This window comes from Paenibacillus sp. WC2504, assembly GCF_052682475.1.
This window is the reverse complement of record NZ_JBQZFH010000001.1, coordinates 3,698,257-3,721,781: the sequence shown is the minus strand read 5'-3', so window position 1 is coordinate 3,721,781 and position 23,525 is coordinate 3,698,257. Positions and strand designations below refer to the sequence as shown.

Here is a 23,525-nt window from a genome sequence, read left to right as displayed (position 1 = left end):
GTCATGCCCCCTCCCTGCTCTGCAAGACAAAGAACTTGCCGAGCATCGCATACAGGATGTGAAAAAGAATGGCCAAAATCGTCAGCACAATGCAAAAAATCGGTGTTGCGCTTATGTTTTGCATTCTTGGACTAACAATGTAGCCGCCGAGCCCAAGAATATCGCACATCGCTTCCGCCACCGCCATGCTTGCTAACGCCAAAGTCGTCGCTTTGGGCAGCACAGTCAGCAGGTCAACCATGATGTTCCGCCAGATGTGCTGAAGAAGAACTTCCCGCCATGCCAAGCCTTTGGCTAGCGCCGTCCTGATGTATTCCTGCGTCATCTCGCGTTCAATCGCCAATCGCAAAGTACCGTAAATCAAGACCCCAGGAATTAATGCAATTGCAAGAAAAGGGATTAAAAGTGGAATATGATTGCCGTATTGCGCGACTAGGATAACATTTCTCCCAGTCATTCGAGTCAAGTAAATGGATATAAGCTGTAAGAGAACAATGAACAGAAAGTCCGGAAGTCCGCTCAATAGCGCGTGTATTGAATCTATGAATCTTCCTATCGCCCGCCACATCGAAGCCAGAAGCGATAGCCAAACGGATAACAACACACCTGCGATTAGACCCGGTATTAGGTAAGTGCACGTGCGGACGATTGAATCCTTAATTATACTTTTAACTGAAATCTCATAATCTCCAGTGCGAATCAAACCCAAATCACCATGCGAGTAGTCTTGTAAGAGTTCTTTAAGGGAAAACAAATAATAGCGAAATGAAATTTCTGTCTTCTCCAGCGGTATGGCTTTAGGTTGATACACACCGGTCAGTGCCGCGGCCAGCTTTCTATATGCATCGACTTTGCCGTAAGGAATAGCTATTATCCTTTTATTCGCATCAACAATTTTGCTTTCAGGAAGCTGCGAGATTACATGCTCGAGGGTCGTTTCAGAGCCGATGCCAAGCTGCAGCCTGTCGGGTTCCTCATGGATGAAGACTTTGCTGCTATTACTCATCAGGAAAACGGCTGCTATTGTAAAGAGGCTAAGCAATCCCCACTTCAAAATAATTTTCATGATGTCCAAACTCCTGAGCACCTATATTTTTGACACTAATAAGACAATTGGCGGCTTCCATCCGTGACATAACCCCCAAGCATGAACAAACGGCAGCCTCAATAACACAGGCCGCCGTTTCTTTTCTTTCAACGATATATAGGTGCCCCCAACGGTGCTGAACGCGCTCCCCCATCGACAGTAATTTCCGCTCCCTGTACGAAGGAGGATTCATCGGAAGCCAGGAACAATACCGCGTTGGCTATCTCCTCCGGATCACCCATTCGGTTCAACGGAATGGTTCGCGCCTGAGCACCCTCAAGCTTCGCGGTTTCTTCCGGCGTCGATTTCTTCCAGATCGGCGTGCGAGTTGCCCCTGGTACCACCGTGTTGACGCGAATACCCCGCGGCGACAACTCGGTGACCAACACTCTTGCCATACTGCTGATCGCACCCTTACTCGCCGCATAAGCAGCCCTTCCAGGCGCGCCGTCCGTTGCGCGTGTTGAGCCGGTCAAAATAACCGAAGCCCCTTCCTTCAAATACGGCAAAGCGGATTGTACCGTGAAGAAGGAGCCTGTCACGTTAATTTTGAGAACTTCATCGAAAACGGAAAATTCTGTGCTGCCTAATGGCGTAGCTGACGAAATGCCGGCATTCGCGTATACGATGTCTAGTCCTCCGAAAGTAGCGACGGCTTGGGACAGCGCTTTGTCCATGCTTGCCGGATCCGTTGCATCCGCTTGAAAGGCCAGGACACTCGGTCCAAGTTCTTGGGCCACTTCGTTTAGCGTGGTTTGATTGCGGCCTGTAATCACGACCTTTGCACCTTCTGCAATGAACAGTTTTGTGGTTGTCAATCCTATCCCGCTATTACCTCCTGTAATTAATGCCACTTTGCCATCAAGTTTTCCCATTTCACTTCTCCTTTGTCTACCCCTTTAATCCGATATGGAAATCGATTCGTAACTTATCTTCAGAATTTAATATTGTGTAAAATTCCCCAATTCATTCATTGGACAGTCTTGAGATGTCATCAATCGGATTCACGAATACAAGCATGATCCGCGATGATTTGGCATATAACGTACGACAGTGAGCGCACTACAACGTGGTAGAAGCGTTATTTACGGGGCATTATGTATTAATTTTGAGGAGCGTTAGTATGACAAAACCTTGGTTTTATCGACTTTTATTCTCGTATTTGCCTGTATTTTTTATGATCACTTCTGTCCTCATTGTGCTTATTATTCTTTCCATCAGCCACTTGTCCAAAAGAGAAGCTGAAAATGCAAATCAAACCTATGCTTTACATATCATGCAGTCCGTGGATTATACCTTGAAAACAATCGATGAATATGTCATTAAAGAGCTGCAGACTAACCAGCGGATGGACCAGTTCTTTGATAACAAATTGGAGGGAAACCCTTACTACTCCGCCTACGAAGTTACAGAATTAATTCGAGGAATGATGAATTACAACAAGTTCATTGATTCCGTTTATTTTTACCGGGCTTCTGATCAAATGGTGATTAGTCCCAACACGATGATAGCGGCAGACCGCTTCGGAGATAAAACGTTTATCGATGAAATGATCAAAAGCCCTTCGCAATATGAACTGACAAACCAGCGGCAGTTTAAAGAATTTACCGAGATGGATCAACGTAAGGTCGTCATTTCGCTAGTCCGAAAGTTTCCTCTTTTATCGGGGCAAAAAGGCATCATTGTAGTCAACATCAGTATGGATGCTATTGTAGGCATGATCCGAGATATGTCCAATTCAAAAATCAGTTTCATCCAAGTCTTTGATCCCGCAGGCAATCAGCTGTTGGCTTCCGGAAATGCACAAGAGATTACAGAACCTAAGCTTAGAGGGTCTGAACTGACCCGCATCCATTCCAACTATACGAACTGGGAATACCGCAGTGGGCTTAATGATCGGTATTTGTATACCTTCACCTCTGTTTTCTCCTATGTCTGGATCGGATTGGGACTGGTTATGGTTGTTCTTGGCGGTATCTGGATGACCTATGTGACCCATCGTAATTACCGGCCCATTCAATTAATTATGTCTCGCATTCATGCCATCTCCGACCTGCAATCGATGAGTATTGAGGGTAAGAAAAAAGATGAATTCCAGTATATTGATCGAGCCATCAGCAACCTCATGGAATTATCCAGCCGTTATGAGAAGCAGCACGAGGAAGATATCGTATTCAGGCGGAGGCACTTTTTCAAAGAGTGGCTGGAAGGCAACCGGACGGTCGAATATGATGACTGGAAAGCCGAGATGAATCGACTGCACTTGCCTACCGGCTTCGGTCAGCTTACTGCGGCCGTTATTGAAATGGATAAATATATGGAGTTATGCCGTATGTTTTCTCAGAAGGATCAAGAATTGCTCAAATTTGTACTAAGCCGCGTCGTTTATGAAACAGCTGAATCGCAGGGCCTCACGGTATGGGCGGAATGGATGGCTTCCCACAGGCTAAGTGTTGTGATATTTACCGATGAGAATGTTAAAAACAGTGAGAAGCAAGCAGCTAATTTATGTGAAAATATTCGCTCCTGGGTCGAACAGCATCTGCATTTTCGCATTACGCTGGGTGTCGGACATGTGGTCGGACAAGTACAGGAACTGGTTCATTCCTATGAAGCTGCCACCCACGTGCTCCGCTTTAAATCAACCTTAGGGACGAATCGAGTTCTATATCACTGGGAAGTTGAAGCTTCCACAGAGAAGGAAATGTATAAGCACCTGCCTTTGATCAAATCGCTGGCTCAATCGTTTCGTTTGGGGGACGAGGGTTGGAAGCCGGCTTTGGAACAATTTTTCACGGAATTAAAGATCGGATTATTGTCCTACGATGAAATTCGGAACCTTATGAATTACTTTGCTTATCATTTGCACCGGGAGATGATCGAACTCTCAACTGAGCTGCAGGAGTCCTTGCAAAGTGCACTGCCTCAGCTCAATGACGCTACCCAACAGTTCGATACGATTGAAGAACTATACGCCAGTTGTTTTCATTTATTAGATCAAGCCTCTAAGAGAATGGCTGATATTCGAGAAGTCAGAAGCAGTCATGCCGTCATGCGCCAAATCCGCAGTTATGTGGAGACTCATTATGCAGATCCTGAGTTGTCGCTTACCTCGCTAAGTGAGCAATTTCAGCTGCATGCCTCACAGATCAGCCGTGCATTCAAAGAGGAATTTGGGGAGAAGTTCGTCGATTATCTCGTAAAAATCCGGATGGAACAAGCGCAGCATTTGCTCCAAATCAGTCGCTACTCCGTCCAGGAGATCGGAGTTCAAGTCGGATACACGCATGCCATTTCGTTTATTCGCGCTTTCAAGAAATATACGGGCGTTACGCCTGGCGATTACCGGAAGTAGGCGTTGCAATGCTATTTTATCAAGAAATGTCTATCGTTAATTGTTGTTTATTCACCTTTGCCCCCATTCACGAAAGCCTTGTACAGCAAGGGATTTGAAATAGTTTACTCACTAATTCATGTATATTGAGAAGGATGGCGCTTCTAGGGTACATTGAATCCATCGATGGCAAGGTAGCATGTGATGGTTCAATGAATATTCGAAAGGAGGTGCCACACGATGCCGCATACACCGTTAGACAATACGCAATCAGTCCCCATGATGACCGCTCAGAGATCTACCCGCTATAAGGCCAAGTTGCTGCAGCCCCGTCGACGTCTTAAACAAAATATGCCTTTATTAATGATGTTTGTCCCGGTTATTGCTTACTTTATTATTTTTCGGTACTTTCCAATTTTAGGTAACCTCATTGCGTTCAAGAACTATAACTTAATGGAAGGCATATGGGGAAGCCCTTGGGTTGGCCTCAAACATTTCAAGACACTATTCACCCAACCGCAGACCCTGACGATTATCCGTAACACGGTCACTTTAAGCTTGTTAAGCATTATCACCGGGTTCCCTTTTCCAATTATCATTGCCATCTTACTGAATGAAGTTCGTGCCATGCGCTTCAAAAAGATTGTGCAAACACTGATTTATGTGCCTCACTTCTTTTCATGGGTCATTGTCGGAGGGATTGTCGTTACGATATTCTCCCAGCAATCCGGTATCATCAACAGGCTGCTGGAGCTATGGACGGGTCACACCACTGCCTTCTTGTATCAGGAACATAGCTGGATAGCGATCTTTCTCGGTTCCGGAATCTGGAAGGAAGCCGGTTGGGGAGCGATCATTTACTTGGCGGCACTTACCTCTATCGATTCACATCTGTATGAAGCAGCTAGTATCGATGGGGCTTCCAAATGGAGACAGATCTGGCATGTTACCCTGCCCGGTATTCGCAGCACGATTATTCTCATGCTGATTCTGAGTATGGGAAACGTCATGGAAGTCGGGTTTGATCACGTGTACACCCTCCAAAATGCAGCTGTTTCGGATGTCTCAAGTGTCATTAGCACCTATATTTTTATCGTAGGTGTTCAGGGAGGACAGTTCAGTTTAACTACGGCTGTCGGGTTGTTTGAGTCTCTGGTCGGCTTCTCCTTCGTCGTCCTTGCGAATCAACTTGCCCGTAAATTCGATCAAGGACTGTGGTAAGAAAGGAGCCTCCCCTCATGAAACCAGCATGGGATGAGAAAATCTTTTATACATGCAACTATCTATTCCTGGGACTTGCAGCATTAAGCTGTGTACTTCCCTTGCTTCACATCATTTCTCTCTCTCTAAGCAGCTATCAAGCGATTGTATCCGGGCATGTCTCTCTCTGGCCGCAAGGCTGGACAATGGAGGCGTATAAGGCCTTATACACAGGCACGAACATGGTAAAAGCTTTCCGCAATAGCATCGTAATTACCGTTGTAGGCGTTGTGCTCAGCATGTGGTTTACCATCATGGCGGCTTATCCGTTAGCCAAGAAATATTTCTATGCGCGTCGTTTTTTTACACTGGCTATTGTATTTACCATGCTGTTCGGGACGCCATTAATTCCTCTTTTCCTGATTGTAAAAAGCCTTGGCTTACTGGATACCTACGGCGCCATCTGGATGCCCGGACTGATCAGCGCATTTAATATGCTCGTGCTTCGGACCTTTTTTATGAACGTGCCTGAAGAGCTTGAAGAGGCAGCACGCATGGATGGTTGTGGCGAATGGCGACTTCTCACGCGGATCATTCTCCCTCTATCCCTCCCCGTGCTGGCAACGTTGACATTATTTTATGGCGTCGGATATTGGAATTCCTTCTTACATGTACTCATGTTTATCAATGACAGTACTCGGATGAACTTGGCGGTAATGATTCAACAAATGGTCGCCAGTCAATCCATTCTTCAAGAGCTTAACTCCGTAAGACCGGATGATCTGCAGCAAATGACTCCGGAATCCATCAAAGCAGCCGGCGTAATTGTTCTCATTGTGCCTATGCTCATCGTCTATCCTTTCTTGCAGAAGTATTTTGTCAAAGGGGTTATGATCGGCGCGATTAAAGGATGAATCGGAAGACCTTGAAAACGAATTATCTAAGGGGGTATTTCCATGTTCATGGTACCAAAGGGTCATCGGAAAGCCATACTTGCCACACTCGTCTGTGCCGCCGTCTTGGCAGGCTGCTCCACTCCCAAAGTAGACGATCCAGGGGCATTAACAAGTCCCCATACAACCCCAGGAGCCGAATCTGCGAAAAGAGGAGCGATTAACGTTTCCGTGTATGATCGGGGAAATATCCCACCGGAGGAAGGCAACTGGGATAAAAATCGTTGGGTGGATTGGATCAACAAGAACGGTCCCGTGGATGTGAAGTATACACCCGTCCCCCGCTGGGAGTCGTTCCCGAAATTTAATGCCTTGTTTGCCTCAGGAAGCGCACCGGACTTGATTCTGGAGTATGATGCCAATTACAGAAACAGCTGGTATTCGCAGAAACTATTGATGCCGATTGATGAGATGGTTGACAAATACAGCACGACCTACAAACAAATTCTCGAAAAGTATCCTTTGCTGCGCAAGATTGGAACTAAGGAAGACGGCAAATTGTATGAAATTGGACGTTTGAATGTCGTGGCTCCACATCATCGTCTCTTAATCCGTGAGGATTGGCTGGAGAAACTGAATCTGCAAGTCCCAACGACGACGGAAGAATTATACAATGTGGCCAATGCCTTCGTGAACCAAGATCCGGACGGCAACGGTAAAAAGGATACGTTCGGTATCAACCTGAGCGGTGTCGGCTTCTCCGTGATTAGCCATATCTTTGGGCGTTCGATCGATTGGGCTGAACAAAACGGTGCTTTCGTCCATGATTGGGACCGTCTCCAAGCCTCTGTCGAATTTCAGAAACGTTTGTTTGACAACGGTTTAGTGGATAAGGACTTTCTCACGGATAAAAACGGACAAAAAGGCATCCAGGATTTCATGAATGGTAAATTGGGGATTTTTGCAATCGACAGTGCCTGGTTTACCATCTCGAACTATGAAACTTTGAAGAAAAACAACCCTACGGCGAAGGTCATTCCCATCGCGTTACCGAAAAGCCAGTTCGGCCAATTCAGCCCGATTATCAGCACACCTGTGCAAATGGTCGGTGTCGTCAACGCCAAAGCCAAAGATCCGAAAGCGATTATGCAATATATAGACTGGATGGTGGATCCCGAACACGCCAGTTTGCTGAAAAACGGCATCGAAGGTACGCACTCACAAAAAGGCTCGAATGGCTGTTTGCAGCCTATCGACACGGAGAAGAATAAGAAAGAGCTTTACACCGACGATTTGAACATGATGAGATCCGATTTACTGCTCGGCAAATGCGCGGAAGTGTATCTCGTGAATCTTCGCCCTGAAGTGCCTACGCAAAAAGAACTGCTCGATATCAATCTCAAATCCAAAGAAATTTATATCAATAAAGATCGTCCGGTTCCTTCGCTCGGTAACGACTTCCTGCCAGTCTTGCCGGATGACCTGCAAGCGATTGTCAAAAGCACCAGCAAGTCCAACAATATCGACAAAGGTGACATTTGGTTGAAAGCTTTGGTAGGCGGCTCCGGCTATACCGCACAGCAAGCGGTGAAAGATGCCAAAGATGTTTGGGAAAAGGCCGGCGGCAAGCAAGTCGATGACTATTATGCAAAGTGGTACGAGAACAACAAAACCAAAATATTCAGCATTGATGATCTATACAAATTCGCTGAACAATCACAGAATGAATTGAAATAAAACGAAGGAGTAGCGGTGCTCTTAGGTTAGCAGAGTCGGAGCACCGCCTACACATGACGTGGACCCCGGATAGGATTAGGGAATCCTATTGATAATCTCATTCATTTGGAGGTAATTATGAGATCCCTACACAAGTCAAAACTCCTTGTTTCAATCCTTCTGTCGGCAATCATTGTCTCGCTGCTCCCTCTCTTCCCTGCTTGCCGTGCCAGTGCTGCGGGAACAGGTATCACGCAGGATTATTGGAACAATATTCCTGGCGGGAAAGTCGAACAAATCCCAGTAAAGGCGCCTCCTTCGGGTTCGAGGGTACTCACCAGCTTTGAGACCCCCAATAATACCGGGGATCTTTATGGTTCGCTCGTTTATGGTTTTCTGACGCCGCCGGTTAGCGGCGGTTACACCTTCTGGATTGCTGCGGATGACAGCTCAGAACTATGGCTGAGCCCGGATGGCGATCCTGCGCACAAAGAGAAAATCGCATGGAACACGGTTTTCGCCAAGCCCAGAGAGTGGAACAAGTCTCCTACTCAGAAATCCGTGATCATTCCGTTAATAGGAGGCAAAAGATATTATATCGAGGCGCTGCACAAAGAAAACACCTCGAATGATAATTTGGCTGTCGCTTGGCAAGGCCCGGGTATGGCCCAACAAGTGATACCCGGTGCTTACTTAACACCTTATGTGCTGCCGGATGCGCCAACAAATCCCGTCCAGGACGACACAGCAAACACATTCGGGTGGACGCCTGTTCCCGGGTACTCGGATCTAGCCGCCTATGAATACAGCACGGATCGCGGCAACTCATGGCAAACGGTATCCATGAACCCGCTCCAGCTGGAGAATATCAATTACACGACCGGACAAATTCAGGTTCGGTTAAAAGAGACTTCAGCGCAACCTGCAGGCAAGATCTTGATTTCAACTACCTTTTACACGCAAATTAAAGTTGTAGAGCCAACTCCTGCGTATTCGTTGCTTTGGCGGATAGGGCTTGATGATCAGCTCTCTTCTGAATTTAGCGACTATTCATCGTCTTCTACGGAATCCATCAACCTCCCTTCGGACTGGGCGACCCGCACTGATTGGAGTTCGGTATCCAAAGGCTTAAAGCTTAACCGCAACGGTACGATGGTGATTACTTACAACTTAGCCGCAATTCCGGATTATGGTGTGCAATTCAGCTTCAGGAGCTTGGATGCGTATGTATCCGTTCCACAGTTAGCAGTCTTTTCCAATGATACGATGGCCGGATTAATTCAAATTGTCGGCCTTACCGGAGGAAATACGAATCGGAAATTCAAAGAAACTTACGAGCTTTATATTCCTAAGGAAATGCTAAAGGTTGGACCTAATGAGCTGAAGCTCTCCTTGGATCGCGGTTTGTATGCCGGAACTGCAGGCGATGAATTCCATTGGTTTGAGTGGGATTATGCCAAACTTGAGGCATTGGCGGCTCCAGCAACAGAACCCATTCATGGCCGGTATATCCGTCTGGGAACGGCGTTAGTGTCGCATGTGTTGAAAGACCGTGACTTGCAAACGATGGAAGTAACGAAGTGGCTGGGGCTTGCCTACAGCGGAAACGTCATACGCAGCAGCCAATTTTCGCGTGAATGGCTGACAGCCTTGCGGGATTTGAATTTAGCCCCCGTGCTGCTGCCTTTCGGAACCTACATCAAAGACCCGGAGCTCTCGGCCGGCGTAGTCCCGGAAAAACTGAAAGAATACTACAATAATCTCATTGCAGAAAATGGAGATTTATTTGACTACCTGGAGCTGGATAATGAACCTGGTGTGTTCAACAATGCCTTTGCCGCTGACTTGGCGCTGGCCAAGTATGTTAGCGAGCAAAAGCCATTATTAAACCCTTGGTTGAAAGCGGTTTCTCCAGGTTGGGCCTACTGGCCATCCAAAGGCATTCCGGATGGCTGGGAGCGAGATCCCGCCTATCGCAAGCAAATCGAAGATTACACCGATTTGACAAACGGTCACAGCTATACGTTAAGCGGCATTTCAAGTGGTGATGGCGGCGCTCTTGTAGAGACACAGAAAACCTTTCCGGATTATCAGGGGGACGGACTGGCTAAACCGATGATGATGAGTGAAACCGGTGCTAATGATTTTCATACGGATAATAACCGGTATGACACCTTCACCCATCGCTTCGCCTCCATCTTCGATCGCGAAACGCGCAGTACGATTGGCTATCTGGATTACATTATGCAGCATGCCGCCTACTTCCGAGAGTACAGCCTGCTCAAAGAAGATATCGTGATGAATTCTGCTGACGATGCGGAAGCATGGATTAATGCGAGCGAGCCCGATGAAACGCGATTGAAGATTTTCCGCCGCTTGGCGCTTGCCTACAGTACGCATGGCAAACCCCTCCCTTATGTGTATACAAATCAGAATGAGCTTGCCGGGAAAAAAGCTTACTTCCGTGCGGTGGATACATCAACGCTTGGTGTGAGCAGTACCGGAGCTAAATCCAACAAAATTCTGCTTAACTTTGTGAATTTCGAAACGACTCCGGTCACGATGAATGTGAACGTTACCCTGCCTGCTAACGTTCAGTATGCGGCAGAACGTTTTGGTGCAGGCAACACGTATGCGGCTGCTCGCAGTTTTAGTATCATTGACGCCGCTTCGGGCGCGCAATTATCGGAAACGATTCAGCCCGGTGAAGCCGTTCAATACATCCTGACGCCATACGAGAATGCCATACCGAGTACACCTACGCAGCAAGCGCGGGCCGTTTCTTATAAACAAATTAAGCTGACATGGCAGCCCTCTACGGATAATGCAGAAGTGGCCGGTTATAAGCTTTACGATAACGGCGTATTGCTTGCAAAGCTTCCTAGAGCAGTCACACGCTACTCACATCAAGATGTGAGTCCTGAAAGCGCTCACTCTTATACGCTTATCGCTTATGATGATTCGGGCAATGAATCCTTGCCGAGCGCCCCTATAGCCATATCATCCTTAACTTTACCTTCTTCCCCTTTTACAACGACCTCTATGGGAGCTTTGCATGTGGAATCGGAGCAAACGGAGCTGGAAGGTGTGACACATCATGGCACATTTGTCGGGATGTATTACACGCAAGGAAGAATGAATTTGCTGAAGCCTCCTGTCAAAGCAAATACCAATTATATTCTTAAGCTCAAATATAGCTCTGCAGCGAATAAGAAGGTCAATCTCACGATCAACAATCAGTTGATTCGCTCCATTGATTTGCCCGGAACGGAGCCTAACGTCTATACAACAATCGAATACAATGTCATGATGCCTGCGGACGTAAGCAATCTTGTGCTTTCCATTGTCAAGAGTACCGATAATGTGTTTGCTTACTTCGATTGGTTCGAGCTGACGGAAGGTCTTTTGGATGAAACGCCTCAGAACCTGTGGACAAATGTTGTTCATTCCAGTCCCAATACGTATTACTCCTCTGCTACCTTCGGTTCAGGGGCAAATGGTGCTGATCTTCATGAAACGTCAACACCTGGCGATTACGCAGCCATGGCTTTTAGAGGCACGGGAATTCGTTGGTATTCGGATATTGAGTCTACTTTGGGAGTCGCAGATGTTTATATAGACGATGTCCTGCAAGCAACGGTTGATTTGAAAACAGCTAACACACAGGGCGCAAAGAAGCTGGTTTTCGAAAAAACGGGCCTCCCCATGGCAAACCATATCATCAAAGTTGTCGCTAAAAACGGCCGTGTTATACATCAATCGTTTGAATTTTTGAGCTTGGAACGCCAGCCCCTGACACCTGGCCCTGATTTAATCGTAACCGACCTTGGAACAGATCCAGCCGGTCCTTATGCCGGGCAAACAGGCGTACGTTTCTATGTCACCGTGAAAAATGTGGGGCTTCTTCCCACCCCTGCCGGTCAAATTACTGGAGCCGTATTCGGTTTGAACGGGGGTTCGTTCGGCTATACGGATACGTACAATCAATCCATTCCAGTTGGCGGCACTGCTACGCTGTATACGAACGCAGGGGGTGAAAACGGGTATTGGGAAGTGCCCAATGGAGAAGCCACCTACCAATTAAGCGTCAATATTAATGATATCGGGCGCTTCACGGAGATGGATCGTACGAACAACACCAAAGAGATAACGTTCCAAGTAACTAAGCGGGACGTCTCCCCTCCTGTAACCACAGCGACAGCGAACGGAGCAACGGGTTCTGGCACATTTAATAAGCAAAATGTGCAGGTCGCCTTTACAGTCGCACATCCGACTGTCGGGGTAGGCATCAAGCGGACCGAGTACCGCATTCTGGGAGGAGCTGAGACTTGGCAGGCTGTCACTGATCAGCCGATCACTTTCGCCGATGAAGGGATTTACCAAATCCAATACCGCTCCATTGATACGATGAATAACGAGGAAGTGCCCAAAGATTTGATTATAGGCATCGATAAAACGGCTCCAACTACCATTCATTCCTCATTAGAGGGATGGCAGCGGACACCACAAACCGTCACATTAGCGGCCTATGATGCATTAAGTGGTGTACAACAGACCTTTTATTCCCTAAACGGTGGAACGCCAAGCGCCGGAACATCAGTAACAGTAAACACTTACGGTGTGAACACAATCCACTACTACAGTACGGATATCGCTGGCAATCAAGAAGCTAGCCGTTCTGCGGAAGTACGTTATGATCCACAAGCTCCTGAAATCAACATAACCGGTCCGTTAACCGTTTATTGGACGGATCCGATTGTCATGAATGTTGGTATCACAGATGCTTTAAGTGGAGTAGCTTCATCAAAAGTTCAACTGGACGGAATCGTTGTCAGTCCTAACATGAACTTTCAACCGCTTAGTTTATGGTTAGGTTCGCATACAATTGAAGTAACAGCAACCGACAGCGCGGGCAATACGATTGTACGTACCTATGTATTAAAGGTCATCATGGATCTGGATCATTTGGATGATCTCGTCCGGTTATTATGGAATTTAGGTTATTTCAAAAACCAAACCGTCTATAACAGCCTGCAGACAGCGGTCGCCGTGCTTCAGAAACTGGTGAACCAAAATCAACTGAAAGATCCGACTTTCTTTGATGCTGCTATTAAAGACGGCAAGTATGTGGACAGCGCGACCGCCAAGATGCTTCAAGATGCCCTGCTATTTTTACAGCAAAAATTTGGGAAGTAAATAGGAATAAGGGCCTTTGTCCAAAGCTGCTTTTGGATGATAGGCCCTTATTTGATTGCTTGCGTCCTGCAGGAGCCCGCTGAATAATTCCCATTTTATAGTAAACACTATCTCAGGGAGGTTAGCCATGAGCAATTTTTTGGAGGTCATAGGAAAAAAAGCAGAGCTACACCGTGATTTGAAAATCGAACGTTTGCAGCTCGGAGCAGAATATATGTGGTTGGTTTACTATGATTCTGTTGTGAATTCGCAGGAAACCATTATGTTTATTTGGAACTCCGGCATTACGTCAAACGTTTCCTACGATGATATTTGCATGCGATTGGCTGGCAAGCCTTGGAGCCCTGAGGCGATGAGTGAGCTTCAACTGGGACGGGTAGTTTTACTTCATGCCACGGGCGAACAAGCATTCAGTTTCCAAGGAGTTCCCGCTTCTCTTTCCCGTTCTATCGAAAAACCCGAGAACGAATCGATGCCTTTTGCTCCGGCCGTCGCCTTCATGGAACCGTTAACCACGAATATTGGACTCATTAGAAAAACATTGAATTCACCCTATTTAATTGCTGAAGGTTTTACTTTTACTGGAGGAGCAACGAAAGAGGCGTCTTTGATTTACCATTCAGAGTTTGTGAATAAGGAACTGCTGCAACAAGTAAAAAGTCATTTGCAGAACGCTTCACACAGAGATTTACAAACAGCTCAAGACCTGATGGAAATACTTGGCTGCAGTTGTTTTGATTTGTTATCACCTTTTTACAAAACGGAAATCCCTATGCAAGCAACTTCGTCCATGATGAAAGGCCGAGTCATCTTGTTGATAGATGGAGAGCCCGTGGCTTACGTGCTGCCCCTGCTATTTGGCGACTTTATTTCCATTCAGTGGGATAGGCAACTTCCCCTGATCATTATGTTTGCGCTCCGTTCCTTACGTTTAATGAGCCTGCTAGTCTCTTTGTTGACCCCTGGTCTTTATGTAGCTCTTGTCTCCGTAAATCCGGAAACACTGCGGATCGAACTCGCCCTCTCTGTAGCAAGCAGCCGAATCGGCATTCCGCTTCCTACTTTTTTAGAAATGGCCTTTTTATTAATTGTTAGCGAAATCAGTATTGAATCCACACAGCGGTTACCCAAGAGTATTGCAGCATCCATTACAGTCATCGGAGGCATCGTTCTTGGAACAGCCATTGTCGATGCAAAATTGGTAAGCAGTCTTGTCATCATTGTGCTGTCCATTTCCGTTACGGCCACCTTTGCTTTTCCTAATTACTTAAACACGATGAATCTACGAATTATGAGAGCAGTTATCGTTGTACTCTCCAGCATTTTTGGTGTATTCGGTTTGTTCGCTGGTTTTATAGCGATTTGTTTCTACGTATGCAGAATTGAACACTTCGGTATACCGTTCATGAATTTTTTTGATTTCAAAAAATTAAGACAAACCTAACAACTGAAAAGGAGTGACGCCAGCCTATGAGTTCTCGATGGATTTCAATGTTAACAGTCCCCTTTTTTTTCATCGGATCTCATTGCAGTATCATATTTCTGCTGTTTCCAAGAGCGATGTTACATACGACGAAATATGGACATTGGGAACCAGCCATTATGTACATGCTTATTGAATTAATCCTCATGGTCATTTTGTTGAAGGGTTTGAACAAAGCAGGGAATTTGGATTATGCTGATCTACTTCTTCCTCTCGGTAGATGGGTTAGTACTGCCCTGCTTCTGCCACTTATTCTGTATATTCTCATGATCGGAGTTATGGGAATTCGCGGCTTTGCTGAGCTCATGATTATCGTATTCGTGGTCCGATCACCGTTAATTTCAATTTTGATATTACTTTCTTCTATTACCTTGCTTGGAGCTTCTATTGGCCCCCAAGGTATCTTAAGAGCTAGCACCTTATTGTCATTTCTGCATTTCCCTGCTCTTTTATTTGCCCTACTGGGATGTTCCGTTAATGCAAGGTTGACCAACATCTTTCCACTTGTAAATACAAGCTTTGACTTTATGCAGCATTTTGAGTTCCTCGTTCCCTTATTTACGATTTGCCCTTTTCTTCTTCTGGGTATGCTGCCTCCTGTTATAAAAGTACAGTTGAAGCCTCTTCTGATTACAATGATTCCATTGACTGTGCTGTATGTGGTCATCATCTATATTCCAATGCTTGTATTTGGTGTCAACGCGGCAACATTAATGAATTTCCCACTGGTAACAAGTATTGATACCGTCAATCTTACATGGTCCATATTTAATCGGATCTCTTTATTTTATGCCGTTGCTCTGCTTGCTTTCGTGCTAGTAATAACCTCCTATGCGCTTTGGGCTTCATCTGTGTTAGTTCGCAAAATGATACCAGGATGGAAAGAGACATATATTAGGCCCGTCCTATGCTTACTTGTGTTTGTTGCATCCGCGATGATTCCAAATTGGAGTTCCTACGTGAAGATCTACGCATCCGATATTGGGTTCCGTATCTTTGTCTTCTTGGCGATCCCCATTGCTGTCTATCTCCGAGGTGGTTTCATTCAAAGAGCGTTTAGAAAGAAGGTTTTCAAAAATGATGCGTAAGCTTCAGACTGGCGCTCTACTACTCACATGCGCAGTATTGTTAACCGGCTGTTGGGATATTAAAGACGTTAATCACCGGGTTTTACCTATTGTCATGGGTATTTCCTATGGGAAAGGGAGTAAATACAGAATTCACATTCAAATTCCATATCCTGAAAAACAAGGATTATCATCTAAAGTTTACTACAAAGAAGCCGACACGATTAGTAAAGCACTTACTGATATTGATACAGATATTGAAGCCGGAATAGATTTTATGCACGTGCAATTAATCGTAATAGATCGTGCACTTGCGGAAGATGGGATTCAAGAAGCGATAGCCTTCATCACGAGAAGCCAGCAGCTCCCTACCAAAGCGCTTGTAGCCATCACCTCGGAGGAAATCGGGGCTTTTCTAGCGCATACAGGTCGTGTCATCCAAACGGACGGAAGCGCACTCATGAATTTTTTCAATAAAAACGCAGGATGGAGTCCTGAAATTAATTTAGCTTATGTTTGGAAAATTTTTGGCGCTATGCACTCTGACACGGAAGATGTCACCATCCCTATTCTGCGATCGGGAAAATCAACAATGCTGGAGTTCCTAGGGTCTGCAGTCATGGCCAAAGGGAAAATGAAAGGGGAAATTAAAAAGGAACAATCACTGTTAATCAACTTATACGAAGAATTGTTTCAAGGTTCTGTTGTTCAAGTAACGAATCGGGCAAGCGTAGCCATAGTAAAATGTAAAAACCGCATACATACGGATTGGCGTGATGAACATCCCGTACTTCATATGAATATGCAGCTGTCCTTGCAACTTATTGAAAACAACGGTGGTTTGAATGAAAAACAAATCGAGGAAGCCTTTGCCAAAGATATGATAAAGCGTTATGAAGAACTCTTCGGTCAGCTAAAAACGATAGGTTCCGATGCTTTAGGGACTGGGCAATATTTCAGGAACAAGCTGCCCTTCGATCAGCTCGCGAACTGGCGTCAAGATTATTATCCTAAATTGGAAACGGATCTGACGATTGGATGCATAATCACGAATAGCGGCGATGTATATGAAAATTAACTGTGGGCAACAAATAAGTAATAGAGGCTTACTAGCCTCTATTTTTTTGTGGCTATCCATACGGTCCATGAATCTTTTTCGACAATAGGAAGCGTTGTATGTTCAAGCTTATTTGTAAGGAATATGACTAATTCCTGAAGCTCACTATCCGTAATTTCATGAAGAATAGAACGCCCTGTTCGTTGCAGCAAATCTTGTGTCAACGCTCCCAACTCTTCATAAACACGTCTTGTTTCCCAAAGCTGCGTCTCATTTAGCAGTTCAAATCCATTTGCTGCAAGTGCAATTTGCACTTGATCTGACGTATGTCTCCGAGCAACTTCTTTCTCAATCAATTGAGGAAATTTCTCAAAGAAGTAGCCTCTAAGGTGATTGGCATCCCCTGGTAGTGTACAATCTTTTGGGGTCCTATCTTGAATGATAAACAGTCCATTCGTTTTCAACGTACGATTTGCTTCCTTAAAACAAGCCACTAGATCATTTAAATGATGGATTAAGGCTCTTTCCAGCACGATGTCATACGTGTTCAATGGTAGATTGGAACTAATAGCATCACCTAACACGAACGTAATATTGTCCTTTTCCTTACAGTTGTCCGCAGCCCCTTTTAACATTTCCTTTGAAAAGTCAACGCCAGTAACATGGCTTGCCCCCATCTCACTAAAGGCTTTCGTGTATATGCCGCCGCCGCAACCGATATCTGCCACTACTTTATTGCGAACTTCCATCCTTTTCTCAATGAATTTCACCCAAGTATCGTCAGCGATCCTTGTCGTATATGTAGCCTTGTTCTTATCATCGTGAAAATTGATCGGCATAAAAATTCCTCCCCAATTATTTTAATTTTGTTAATTGGCTGAGCGTATTGACGATACACAATTGGAAGGGATACCATGAAGCTGGGTGTCGTCTTTTCTTGGGATTACAACGAGGAATGACTCCCGCGTTAGCTGACTATGACCATAAATAAGGAGGCTGTCATGACAACTCTTGACAGACAAATAACGAATCCCCGCAGCGGACAAAGAATGATTTTCCGTACGACCGGGAAAGAGACGAATGGTGCCTTATTGGAAATTGAAAGCTTTAATCCCCCCTCGAAAGAACGAGAACCCGAACATATTCATCCGAGACAAACAAGTTCATTAGAAGTGATTACAGGCAAAATCCACTTCCATATAAACGGCGAAACCCGCGTTCTTGGACCAGGAGAGCACTTGGAGATTCCTGCGGGGCTCCCCCATTATTTCTGGAATGAAGATGCTGAAGAAGCGCATACGATTCAAAAATTTACACCTGCACTGGAAATTGAAGGATTTTTCCGTACCTATTTCGCTCTTGCAAGAGACGGCAAGCTTAGCGCAAAAGGGACGCCTAACTTGGTTCGGATGTCTCTTCCAATGCTCAATTATCAGAACGAAATTCAGGTGGTAAATCCACCATGGCCCGTGCAGAAAACCGTCTTTAAGATCCTTTCCCCCCTAGCCAGGCTGCTTGGTTATAAAGAGAAATATGAGTGATAACACTTATAGAAAATCAACTGTAAAATACTGCGCTATTTTATTTAGATACCACTGATCCTTCGTAATCCATGAATCACCGGATGGCATGTAAGGTATGAAATTTGCCAATGTCTGAGAGCGATCCTCGATTTCCAATGCTTCCCTTGCATCAGAGGAGGACATCGTGCTGTCCATATGAAAGGCAACGACACCATGAATATATAGATCCTTATTGCCATTTTGCATGGAGAAAATCATGCTTGTGCTGTATCCATCGACATGCGTATGTTTGGCGGGTGTATTACGGGTTGGATTGTCGCGCCCGGCATTCCAGTTATTGTGAACCATGGAGACATATTTATCGAGCGCTTCATCTGTGGCTTGCTGATGAATGTATACCTCCGGCTTTGGTTCAGCGTTGAAATCCGCCTCTAAACTCTCGATGCGCCGGGAGAGGAATGCTAAGTTATCCGACACTTCCTTCAAAGGAAATGCGCCTAAATCTTCAGCTTTTACATATAAGAACGTATTCAAATAATCTTGAATCTGAGGAGCCAACCGTACAAGTGTTGCATCTTGTGCGATTCGGCTGTTCAACGTTTTCACCTCTTGAAGAATGGTTTTCGAGAAGTTTAGAAGATACGACTCCATCTCTTCAATGGCGGCCATATCCATAGTCAAAAGAGTATCCGGTTTGGATAAAGAAGCCATCGCATAGTAATTCAATAGCCGTGTTTTCATATCACCTGGAAAAATGTGCATGTGCGTTTTCAGATCTTCCAAGCGCGGCAGTATATCTTCCTTGCTTGTATGATCTTCAACCGTATCATAAAAAATCTCATTCTCCCCGTCGTCATTGGAGACCGTTGGGTCCAAATACAGCTTTTGAAGGACATTACTCGCAAGTTGGCTGATTTGGTCTCGAGACTGCTCCCACTGATCTTTCGCTAAATGCACGGTAAAGTCTGCTTCATCTATTTCCTGCTCCAATATCGCATTAAACGTATAAGGATTCACGCGCGCATTTGCTTTGGCCGAAAGGATTTGACTCTTCATCCCAATCAGCTCGAAAGCCTGCAACAAATCGCTTGTCGTTGCGCTGCGTTTCAAACTGTCGCTGTACTGGGCTACTAATTTCCGTTGAATACCAGGTTGCCCAATCGACGTGGTTGGTGCTGCCAGCTGTTGCGACATCATGCGCGCCACCTCTTTATTGCCAATCGTTCTCTGAAGCTGAAGAACAGAGGAAGCATTCGTCGGCATACGTAATGATGAAGATGGCTGATCCGCACTTTTTGAAGACGGGGATTGCTTCTCCAACGAGGGACCGCTCGCTCGGGTTGATTTCGAAGATGCATGGGCTTGCATACGGGTCTCGGGCCTCCTTAATGCTGATTTACATAGGTCAGATATCATTTATAGTACCACAATTTACCACGATAGCGATTAGCAGAATTGATTGAGTGCCCCGCTGTGCGAATAGTTGGTTTTTAAGCATTTACTTACGAAGCTTTTGCTGTTAACAAGTGATAATAATTAAATATTTTCAGTCCTTGCGTTGTTGCATGCTTATTAAATATTACCTCGACATCTTGCAGACATTCTTGCCAAACAATTTCTTTTAGTTTAGAGTTCTGCCCATAACATTTTTTGATAAGTACATCTTCAGGCGTAGCAAGGTATTCTATCTCCTCAAGCAACTCTACATGAATATCCGTTAAACCACTCCCATGAAGATTAAGATCAGACAATAGGTCATTTGCCTCAGGTTGAGGCATTGGTGAATATAGACCTAGTTTAGGAGGCTACAGATCAAATCTACGGTAGAGCCAACTTATTAGTATTAAATGGAAATAATACAGTTATTCCATGCAATAACATAGTTTTTGCATGAATGAATAGTATTTCTCCTGTTAAAATAGACGATTGTGCTAGAAAGATGGGATGTCTGAGCAAATTTACTGGAGTTTTTCCAGTTAACCGGCTTACTGAGTCAGAACACGCTTAAAATAAAGGTAGGATATCCCTTTAATAAACTAATTCCGGCAGAGCGGAGCAAATATCTCACGAGTAAATGAAAGTCCCACAATTTAAGCTTATGTAAATTTTCCCATATCCTATTGTCCCGTTCTTACGCACTTCTATATAATGAGAGTGTCATCGTTACTGATGGATGAATTTGGGAGAGAAGGTGTTGACGTGAAGGTAAGAAAGCTCATATCCGCAAGTGCTGTCGCCGGTTTGTTGCTGGCCTCCGTACCATTCACTGCCGCTTCGGCCGCTACGACGGAAACAGGTGGACAAGCTCCAATGACGGAAGGCCAACAACCGAAAGCAGCGAAACCTCATAAGCAAGCTAAGCATGCTCAAAATCACACGGTCGGACAACTTACGTTTATCGGTGAGCAACGGATTGCAAACGATCTAAAGTTCGAGGAAACGCTTGTTGGCGGATTATCCGGTATTGATTACAACTCAAGAACGCATCAGTGGATCCTGATCAGTGACGATCGTTCAGACAATGCTCCTGCCCGTTTTTACAGTGCGAAGCTGAAATACGATACCAAAAGTTTTTATGGCGTCGAACTAACCGGTATGACGGAGTTCAAACAAGAGGATGGCACCACTTATCCAAACAAAAAAGATTACACGGCTAATCAGCAAGGCATCGTCCCTGATCTGGAATCGATCCGTTTTGATCCTGACGGCAAAACGATCTGGTATACGAGCGAAGGCGATCGCACGCTTAACTTGAACCCTTTCATCCGCCAAGCGACATTAAAAGGCAAATATTTGTCTTCCATCCTGACTCCTAAAGCTTTCCAAATCGATGCCAACAGCGGAAGCTCCACGCAGAAAGGTTTCCGCAACAATCTCGCTCTCGAAGGAAGCAGCTTCTCTCCGGACGGAAAATACTACTTTACTTCCATGGAAGCCTCCCTCTACCAAGACGGAGAAATCTCGACGGTGGATGCTGGCTCTTATTCCCGTATAACGAAATACAATCGAAGCGGTGACATCATCGCGCAGTATGCTTATCCGATTGACGCCATCCCGGCTAAACCCGGACCAGGCAAAAGCGCCGATAACGGCGTTTCGGAAATGCTTGCGATCAATGATCACCAGTTCCTCATCTTAGAGCGTTCCGGCGTGCAAGCCGCCGACGGCAATTATTCCAATTATATTCGCATCTATGAAGCGGATGCCGCTCAAGCGACTAATGTGAACAATCTTAATTCCTTACCGTCCGGCCAATTTACGCCTCTTACAAAGAAGCTGGTGCTTGATCTTAATACACTAGGCTTGCCGAAGCTCGACAATGTGGAAGGCATGGCATGGGGACCGAAGCTCCAAAACGGGCACGACAGCCTTGTTCTTGTCTCTGACAACAATTTCGGCGCTTCGCAAGTGACACAGCTTCTAGCCTTCGACGTTTCACCTGAGAAGAAGTGAAAATCTCTATAGAAAAAAGACCGCATTCGGCGGTCTTTTTCTTATTTATTGGCGCTCGAATTTCTTAACTCCCTTCGGAAGTGGGACATTCGCGGGATTCGGCTCCTCCCTCTTATCCGGGACGATCCTTCCATCCACGAGAATCGCCATATAAATCGTATTCGGATTCAGTTTATCTCTAGAAGGAGGTTCCGTGGTTTCTACCTTACTGAAGAACAACTTTCCTCCAAATTCCCACAAAGGAAGACCACCGCTCTGCACAGCAGGACCAACCAGTTTTGTAAATTCTCCAACCTTACCATCTGGTATTACATCAATGCCTTCGGTCATACTTGAAGTAAGCGGCGTATTTTGACCATGTCGCATATTCACCTTGCCGGTTTCCCCAACTGGCATGTCACCGGTGACATCGACAGTTGCAAAGCCACCTAATGCGGATTCAAGCATATTGACAATAATCTCCCATTCTTCCTCATCTTTTGGAGGGTATACCGTAAGAAATTTATCGATAGGCTTAGAAGTTTGGGTAATATCGAATTTATGGTAGACCTTCCAACTTTTAAGTAATGGACTGACCATCTGCGCAATTGCCAGACGCTGGCTGGCATCACCGGAGCCAACATGTGCTTTCCAACTTACGTGTGCAATCGTACCATTACCCCATGACATATAATTGCGGTCTTGCTCGTACCCACTCTTCTCCAAATAATCGTCCATCGTCTCGGAAGCTTTTATTTCTTTCTTCTCTTCCACGATCTCCTGTTGTCTTGTCAAAGGGGCCATTACTTCTCTTTTGCTAAAAGCCTCTGCACGACGGCGTCCATCTCGACCATCCGATGGTGCCTCCGCTTCTTGAATGACAGCTCGTCTCTGCTCGATACTCTCCAAAATCTCATTAACTTTAAGGAGTTTAGCCGGGTCCTTCTTCTTTAGTTTCTTATTACTTTCTCTCAGGTTGTAGCTAGCACGCCAATCTCCAATAATAAGTTCGATCTTCTTTAATTGCTCTTTCTGAGCTGCAAAATCCGTATTGCCTAATTTCTCGTAGACGACGAGCGCATCCCCGAGATTGCCCCACGATGTCTTACCGAACCCAAACTTTGTGCCGGCTGTCAGCCCATCGCTATCCAAATCCTGTTTCGTTGGCAGACCTGGTGCCCTTTGCACGACGTTTTCCGTTGGCGCTGCAGAAAGCTGCATGTCTCTTTGCAGCAACTCTCCAACTCTTCGGTTTCCCAATGTCCGCTGCAGCTGCATCCAATGGCTAGTTGTTGCGCTGCGCTCCACCTTGGGAACTGCTCGTTCGCCGCTTTCGCTATCCTTTTTCTGCACGCCCCGCATTGGAGCCTGCGAACGCATTCCTGTCATTCAAACCGCCCTTTCAGGATGGGAGTATATGGTAGTCAATATCTTTACTATACCATATCCAGCATGGAAGAGCGTTTCCCCTTTGATCACGCTCTTGTCCTTTGTTCCGCTTGATCTGAATTCTGCTCATCTCTACAGCAATCGTAAC

16 protein-coding genes are annotated in these 23,525 nt (G+C 45.5%); 10 read left to right on the top strand and 6 right to left on the bottom strand.

Annotated elements, in window-relative coordinates; translation table 11 throughout:
* Nucleotide 1: 1 nt before the first annotated feature.
* Together ACUN27_RS16590 and ACUN27_RS16585 are read right to left on the bottom strand one after the other, a co-directional pair.
* On the bottom strand, nt 2-1,066 hold the full coding sequence (locus tag ACUN27_RS16590) for an ABC transporter permease subunit (protein ID WP_315950805.1): 1,065 nt from the start codon (nt 1,064-1,066) through the stop codon (nt 2-4).
* Nucleotides 1,067-1,194: 128 nt separating this feature from the next.
* Nucleotides 1,195-1,962, bottom strand: coding sequence for an SDR family NAD(P)-dependent oxidoreductase (locus tag ACUN27_RS16585; RefSeq protein ID WP_315950807.1), 768 nt, complete (start codon nt 1,960-1,962; stop codon nt 1,195-1,197).
* A gap of 248 nt (nt 1,963-2,210) precedes the next feature.
* Here ACUN27_RS16585 and ACUN27_RS16580 point away from each other — a divergent pair, with 248 nt between their 5' ends.
* From ACUN27_RS16580 to ACUN27_RS16545, 8 genes are all read left to right on the top strand, one after another.
* The gene (locus ACUN27_RS16580; protein WP_326059934.1) at nt 2,211-4,442 is read left to right on the top strand and encodes a helix-turn-helix domain-containing protein; all 2,232 of its coding nucleotides are present in this window, start codon (nt 2,211-2,213) and stop codon (nt 4,440-4,442) included.
* A gap of 261 nt (nt 4,443-4,703) precedes the next feature.
* Nucleotides 4,704-5,642, top strand: coding sequence for an ABC transporter permease (locus ACUN27_RS16575; protein ID WP_315951491.1), 939 nt, complete (start codon nt 4,704-4,706; stop codon nt 5,640-5,642).
* Nucleotides 5,643-5,659: 17 nt separating this feature from the next.
* On the top strand, nt 5,660-6,535 hold the full coding sequence (locus ACUN27_RS16570; protein ID WP_127450708.1) for a carbohydrate ABC transporter permease: 876 nt from the start codon (nt 5,660-5,662) through the stop codon (nt 6,533-6,535).
* 42 nt (nt 6,536-6,577) lie between these two features.
* Nucleotides 6,578-8,251, top strand: a complete 1,674-nt coding sequence (locus ACUN27_RS16565; protein WP_445559225.1) for an extracellular solute-binding protein — start codon at nt 6,578-6,580, stop codon at nt 8,249-8,251.
* 117 nt (nt 8,252-8,368) lie between these two features.
* Nucleotides 8,369-13,426, top strand: a complete 5,058-nt coding sequence (locus ACUN27_RS16560) for an OmpL47-type beta-barrel domain-containing protein (protein WP_445559224.1) — start codon at nt 8,369-8,371, stop codon at nt 13,424-13,426.
* A gap of 127 nt (nt 13,427-13,553) precedes the next feature.
* Nucleotides 13,554-14,870: a spore germination protein gene (locus tag ACUN27_RS16555; protein ID WP_445559223.1), complete on the top strand. Its 1,317-nt coding sequence runs from the start codon at nt 13,554-13,556 to the stop codon at nt 14,868-14,870.
* Between the two features lie 26 nt (nt 14,871-14,896).
* Nucleotides 14,897-15,997, top strand: a complete 1,101-nt coding sequence (locus ACUN27_RS16550; protein ID WP_315950817.1) for a GerAB/ArcD/ProY family transporter — start codon at nt 14,897-14,899, stop codon at nt 15,995-15,997.
* Nucleotides 15,987-17,054: a Ger(x)C family spore germination protein gene (locus ACUN27_RS16545; RefSeq protein WP_326059941.1), complete on the top strand. Its 1,068-nt coding sequence runs from the start codon at nt 15,987-15,989 to the stop codon at nt 17,052-17,054. The genes ACUN27_RS16550 and ACUN27_RS16545 overlap by 11 nt, the downstream gene beginning before the upstream one ends.
* Before the next feature lie 38 nt (nt 17,055-17,092).
* Here ACUN27_RS16545 and ACUN27_RS16540 read toward each other — a convergent pair whose 3' ends face one another.
* The gene (locus ACUN27_RS16540; protein ID WP_445559222.1) at nt 17,093-17,872 is read right to left on the bottom strand and encodes a class I SAM-dependent methyltransferase; all 780 of its coding nucleotides are present in this window, start codon (nt 17,870-17,872) and stop codon (nt 17,093-17,095) included.
* A 162-nt stretch (nt 17,873-18,034) separates the two neighbouring features.
* On the opposite strand from ACUN27_RS16540, the gene ACUN27_RS16535 reads away from it, so the two are divergent.
* Nucleotides 18,035-18,574: a cupin domain-containing protein gene (locus ACUN27_RS16535; protein WP_445559221.1), complete on the top strand. Its 540-nt coding sequence runs from the start codon at nt 18,035-18,037 to the stop codon at nt 18,572-18,574.
* Nucleotides 18,575-18,580: 6 nt separating this feature from the next.
* On the opposite strand, the gene ACUN27_RS16530 is transcribed toward ACUN27_RS16535, so the two are convergent.
* Nucleotides 18,581-19,924: a hypothetical protein gene (locus ACUN27_RS16530; RefSeq protein ID WP_445559220.1), complete on the bottom strand. Its 1,344-nt coding sequence runs from the start codon at nt 19,922-19,924 to the stop codon at nt 18,581-18,583.
* Between the two features lie 134 nt (nt 19,925-20,058).
* Entirely contained in the window at nt 20,059-20,334 is a 276-nt protein-coding gene (locus ACUN27_RS16525; RefSeq protein ID WP_445559219.1) for a hypothetical protein, read from the bottom strand.
* A gap of 421 nt (nt 20,335-20,755) precedes the next feature.
* On the opposite strand from ACUN27_RS16525, the gene ACUN27_RS16520 reads away from it, so the two are divergent.
* A complete protein-coding gene (locus ACUN27_RS16520) occupies nt 20,756-22,009 on the top strand; it encodes an esterase-like activity of phytase family protein (RefSeq protein WP_445559218.1) in 1,254 nt (417 codons plus the stop codon).
* 45 nt (nt 22,010-22,054) lie between these two features.
* On the opposite strand, the gene ACUN27_RS16515 is transcribed toward ACUN27_RS16520, so the two are convergent.
* Nucleotides 22,055-23,377 (bottom strand): hypothetical protein, encoded by a 1,323-nt coding sequence (locus ACUN27_RS16515; protein WP_445559217.1) that lies wholly within the window; start codon nt 23,375-23,377, stop codon nt 22,055-22,057.
* Between the last annotated feature and the right edge of the window lie 148 nt (nt 23,378-23,525).

Coding starts and splice junctions, on each gene's coding strand:
- ACUN27_RS16555 (WP_445559223.1), top strand. CDS start 13,554: ATGAGCAATTTTTTGGAGGTCATAGGAAAAAAAGCAGAGCTACACCGT.
- ACUN27_RS16580 (WP_326059934.1), top strand. CDS start 2,211: ATGACAAAACCTTGGTTTTATCGACTTTTATTCTCGTATTTGCCTGTA.
- ACUN27_RS16550 (WP_315950817.1), top strand. CDS start 14,897: ATGAGTTCTCGATGGATTTCAATGTTAACAGTCCCCTTTTTTTTCATC.
- ACUN27_RS16560 (WP_445559224.1), top strand. CDS start 8,369: ATGAGATCCCTACACAAGTCAAAACTCCTTGTTTCAATCCTTCTGTCG.
- ACUN27_RS16565 (WP_445559225.1), top strand. CDS start 6,578: ATGTTCATGGTACCAAAGGGTCATCGGAAAGCCATACTTGCCACACTC.
- ACUN27_RS16545 (WP_326059941.1), top strand. CDS start 15,987: ATGATGCGTAAGCTTCAGACTGGCGCTCTACTACTCACATGCGCAGTA.
- ACUN27_RS16530 (WP_445559220.1), bottom strand. CDS start 19,924: ATGCAAGCCCATGCATCTTCGAAATCAACCCGAGCGAGCGGTCCCTCG.
- ACUN27_RS16515 (WP_445559217.1), bottom strand. CDS start 23,377: ATGACAGGAATGCGTTCGCAGGCTCCAATGCGGGGCGTGCAGAAAAAG.
- ACUN27_RS16535 (WP_445559221.1), top strand. CDS start 18,035: ATGACAACTCTTGACAGACAAATAACGAATCCCCGCAGCGGACAAAGA.
- ACUN27_RS16525 (WP_445559219.1), bottom strand. CDS start 20,334: ATGCCTCAACCTGAGGCAAATGACCTATTGTCTGATCTTAATCTTCAT.
- ACUN27_RS16570 (WP_127450708.1), top strand. CDS start 5,660: ATGAAACCAGCATGGGATGAGAAAATCTTTTATACATGCAACTATCTA.
- ACUN27_RS16585 (WP_315950807.1), bottom strand. CDS start 1,962: ATGGGAAAACTTGATGGCAAAGTGGCATTAATTACAGGAGGTAATAGC.
- ACUN27_RS16575 (WP_315951491.1), top strand. CDS start 4,704: ATGACCGCTCAGAGATCTACCCGCTATAAGGCCAAGTTGCTGCAGCCC.
- ACUN27_RS16590 (WP_315950805.1), bottom strand. CDS start 1,066: ATGAAAATTATTTTGAAGTGGGGATTGCTTAGCCTCTTTACAATAGCA.
- ACUN27_RS16540 (WP_445559222.1), bottom strand. CDS start 17,872: ATGCCGATCAATTTTCACGATGATAAGAACAAGGCTACATATACGACA.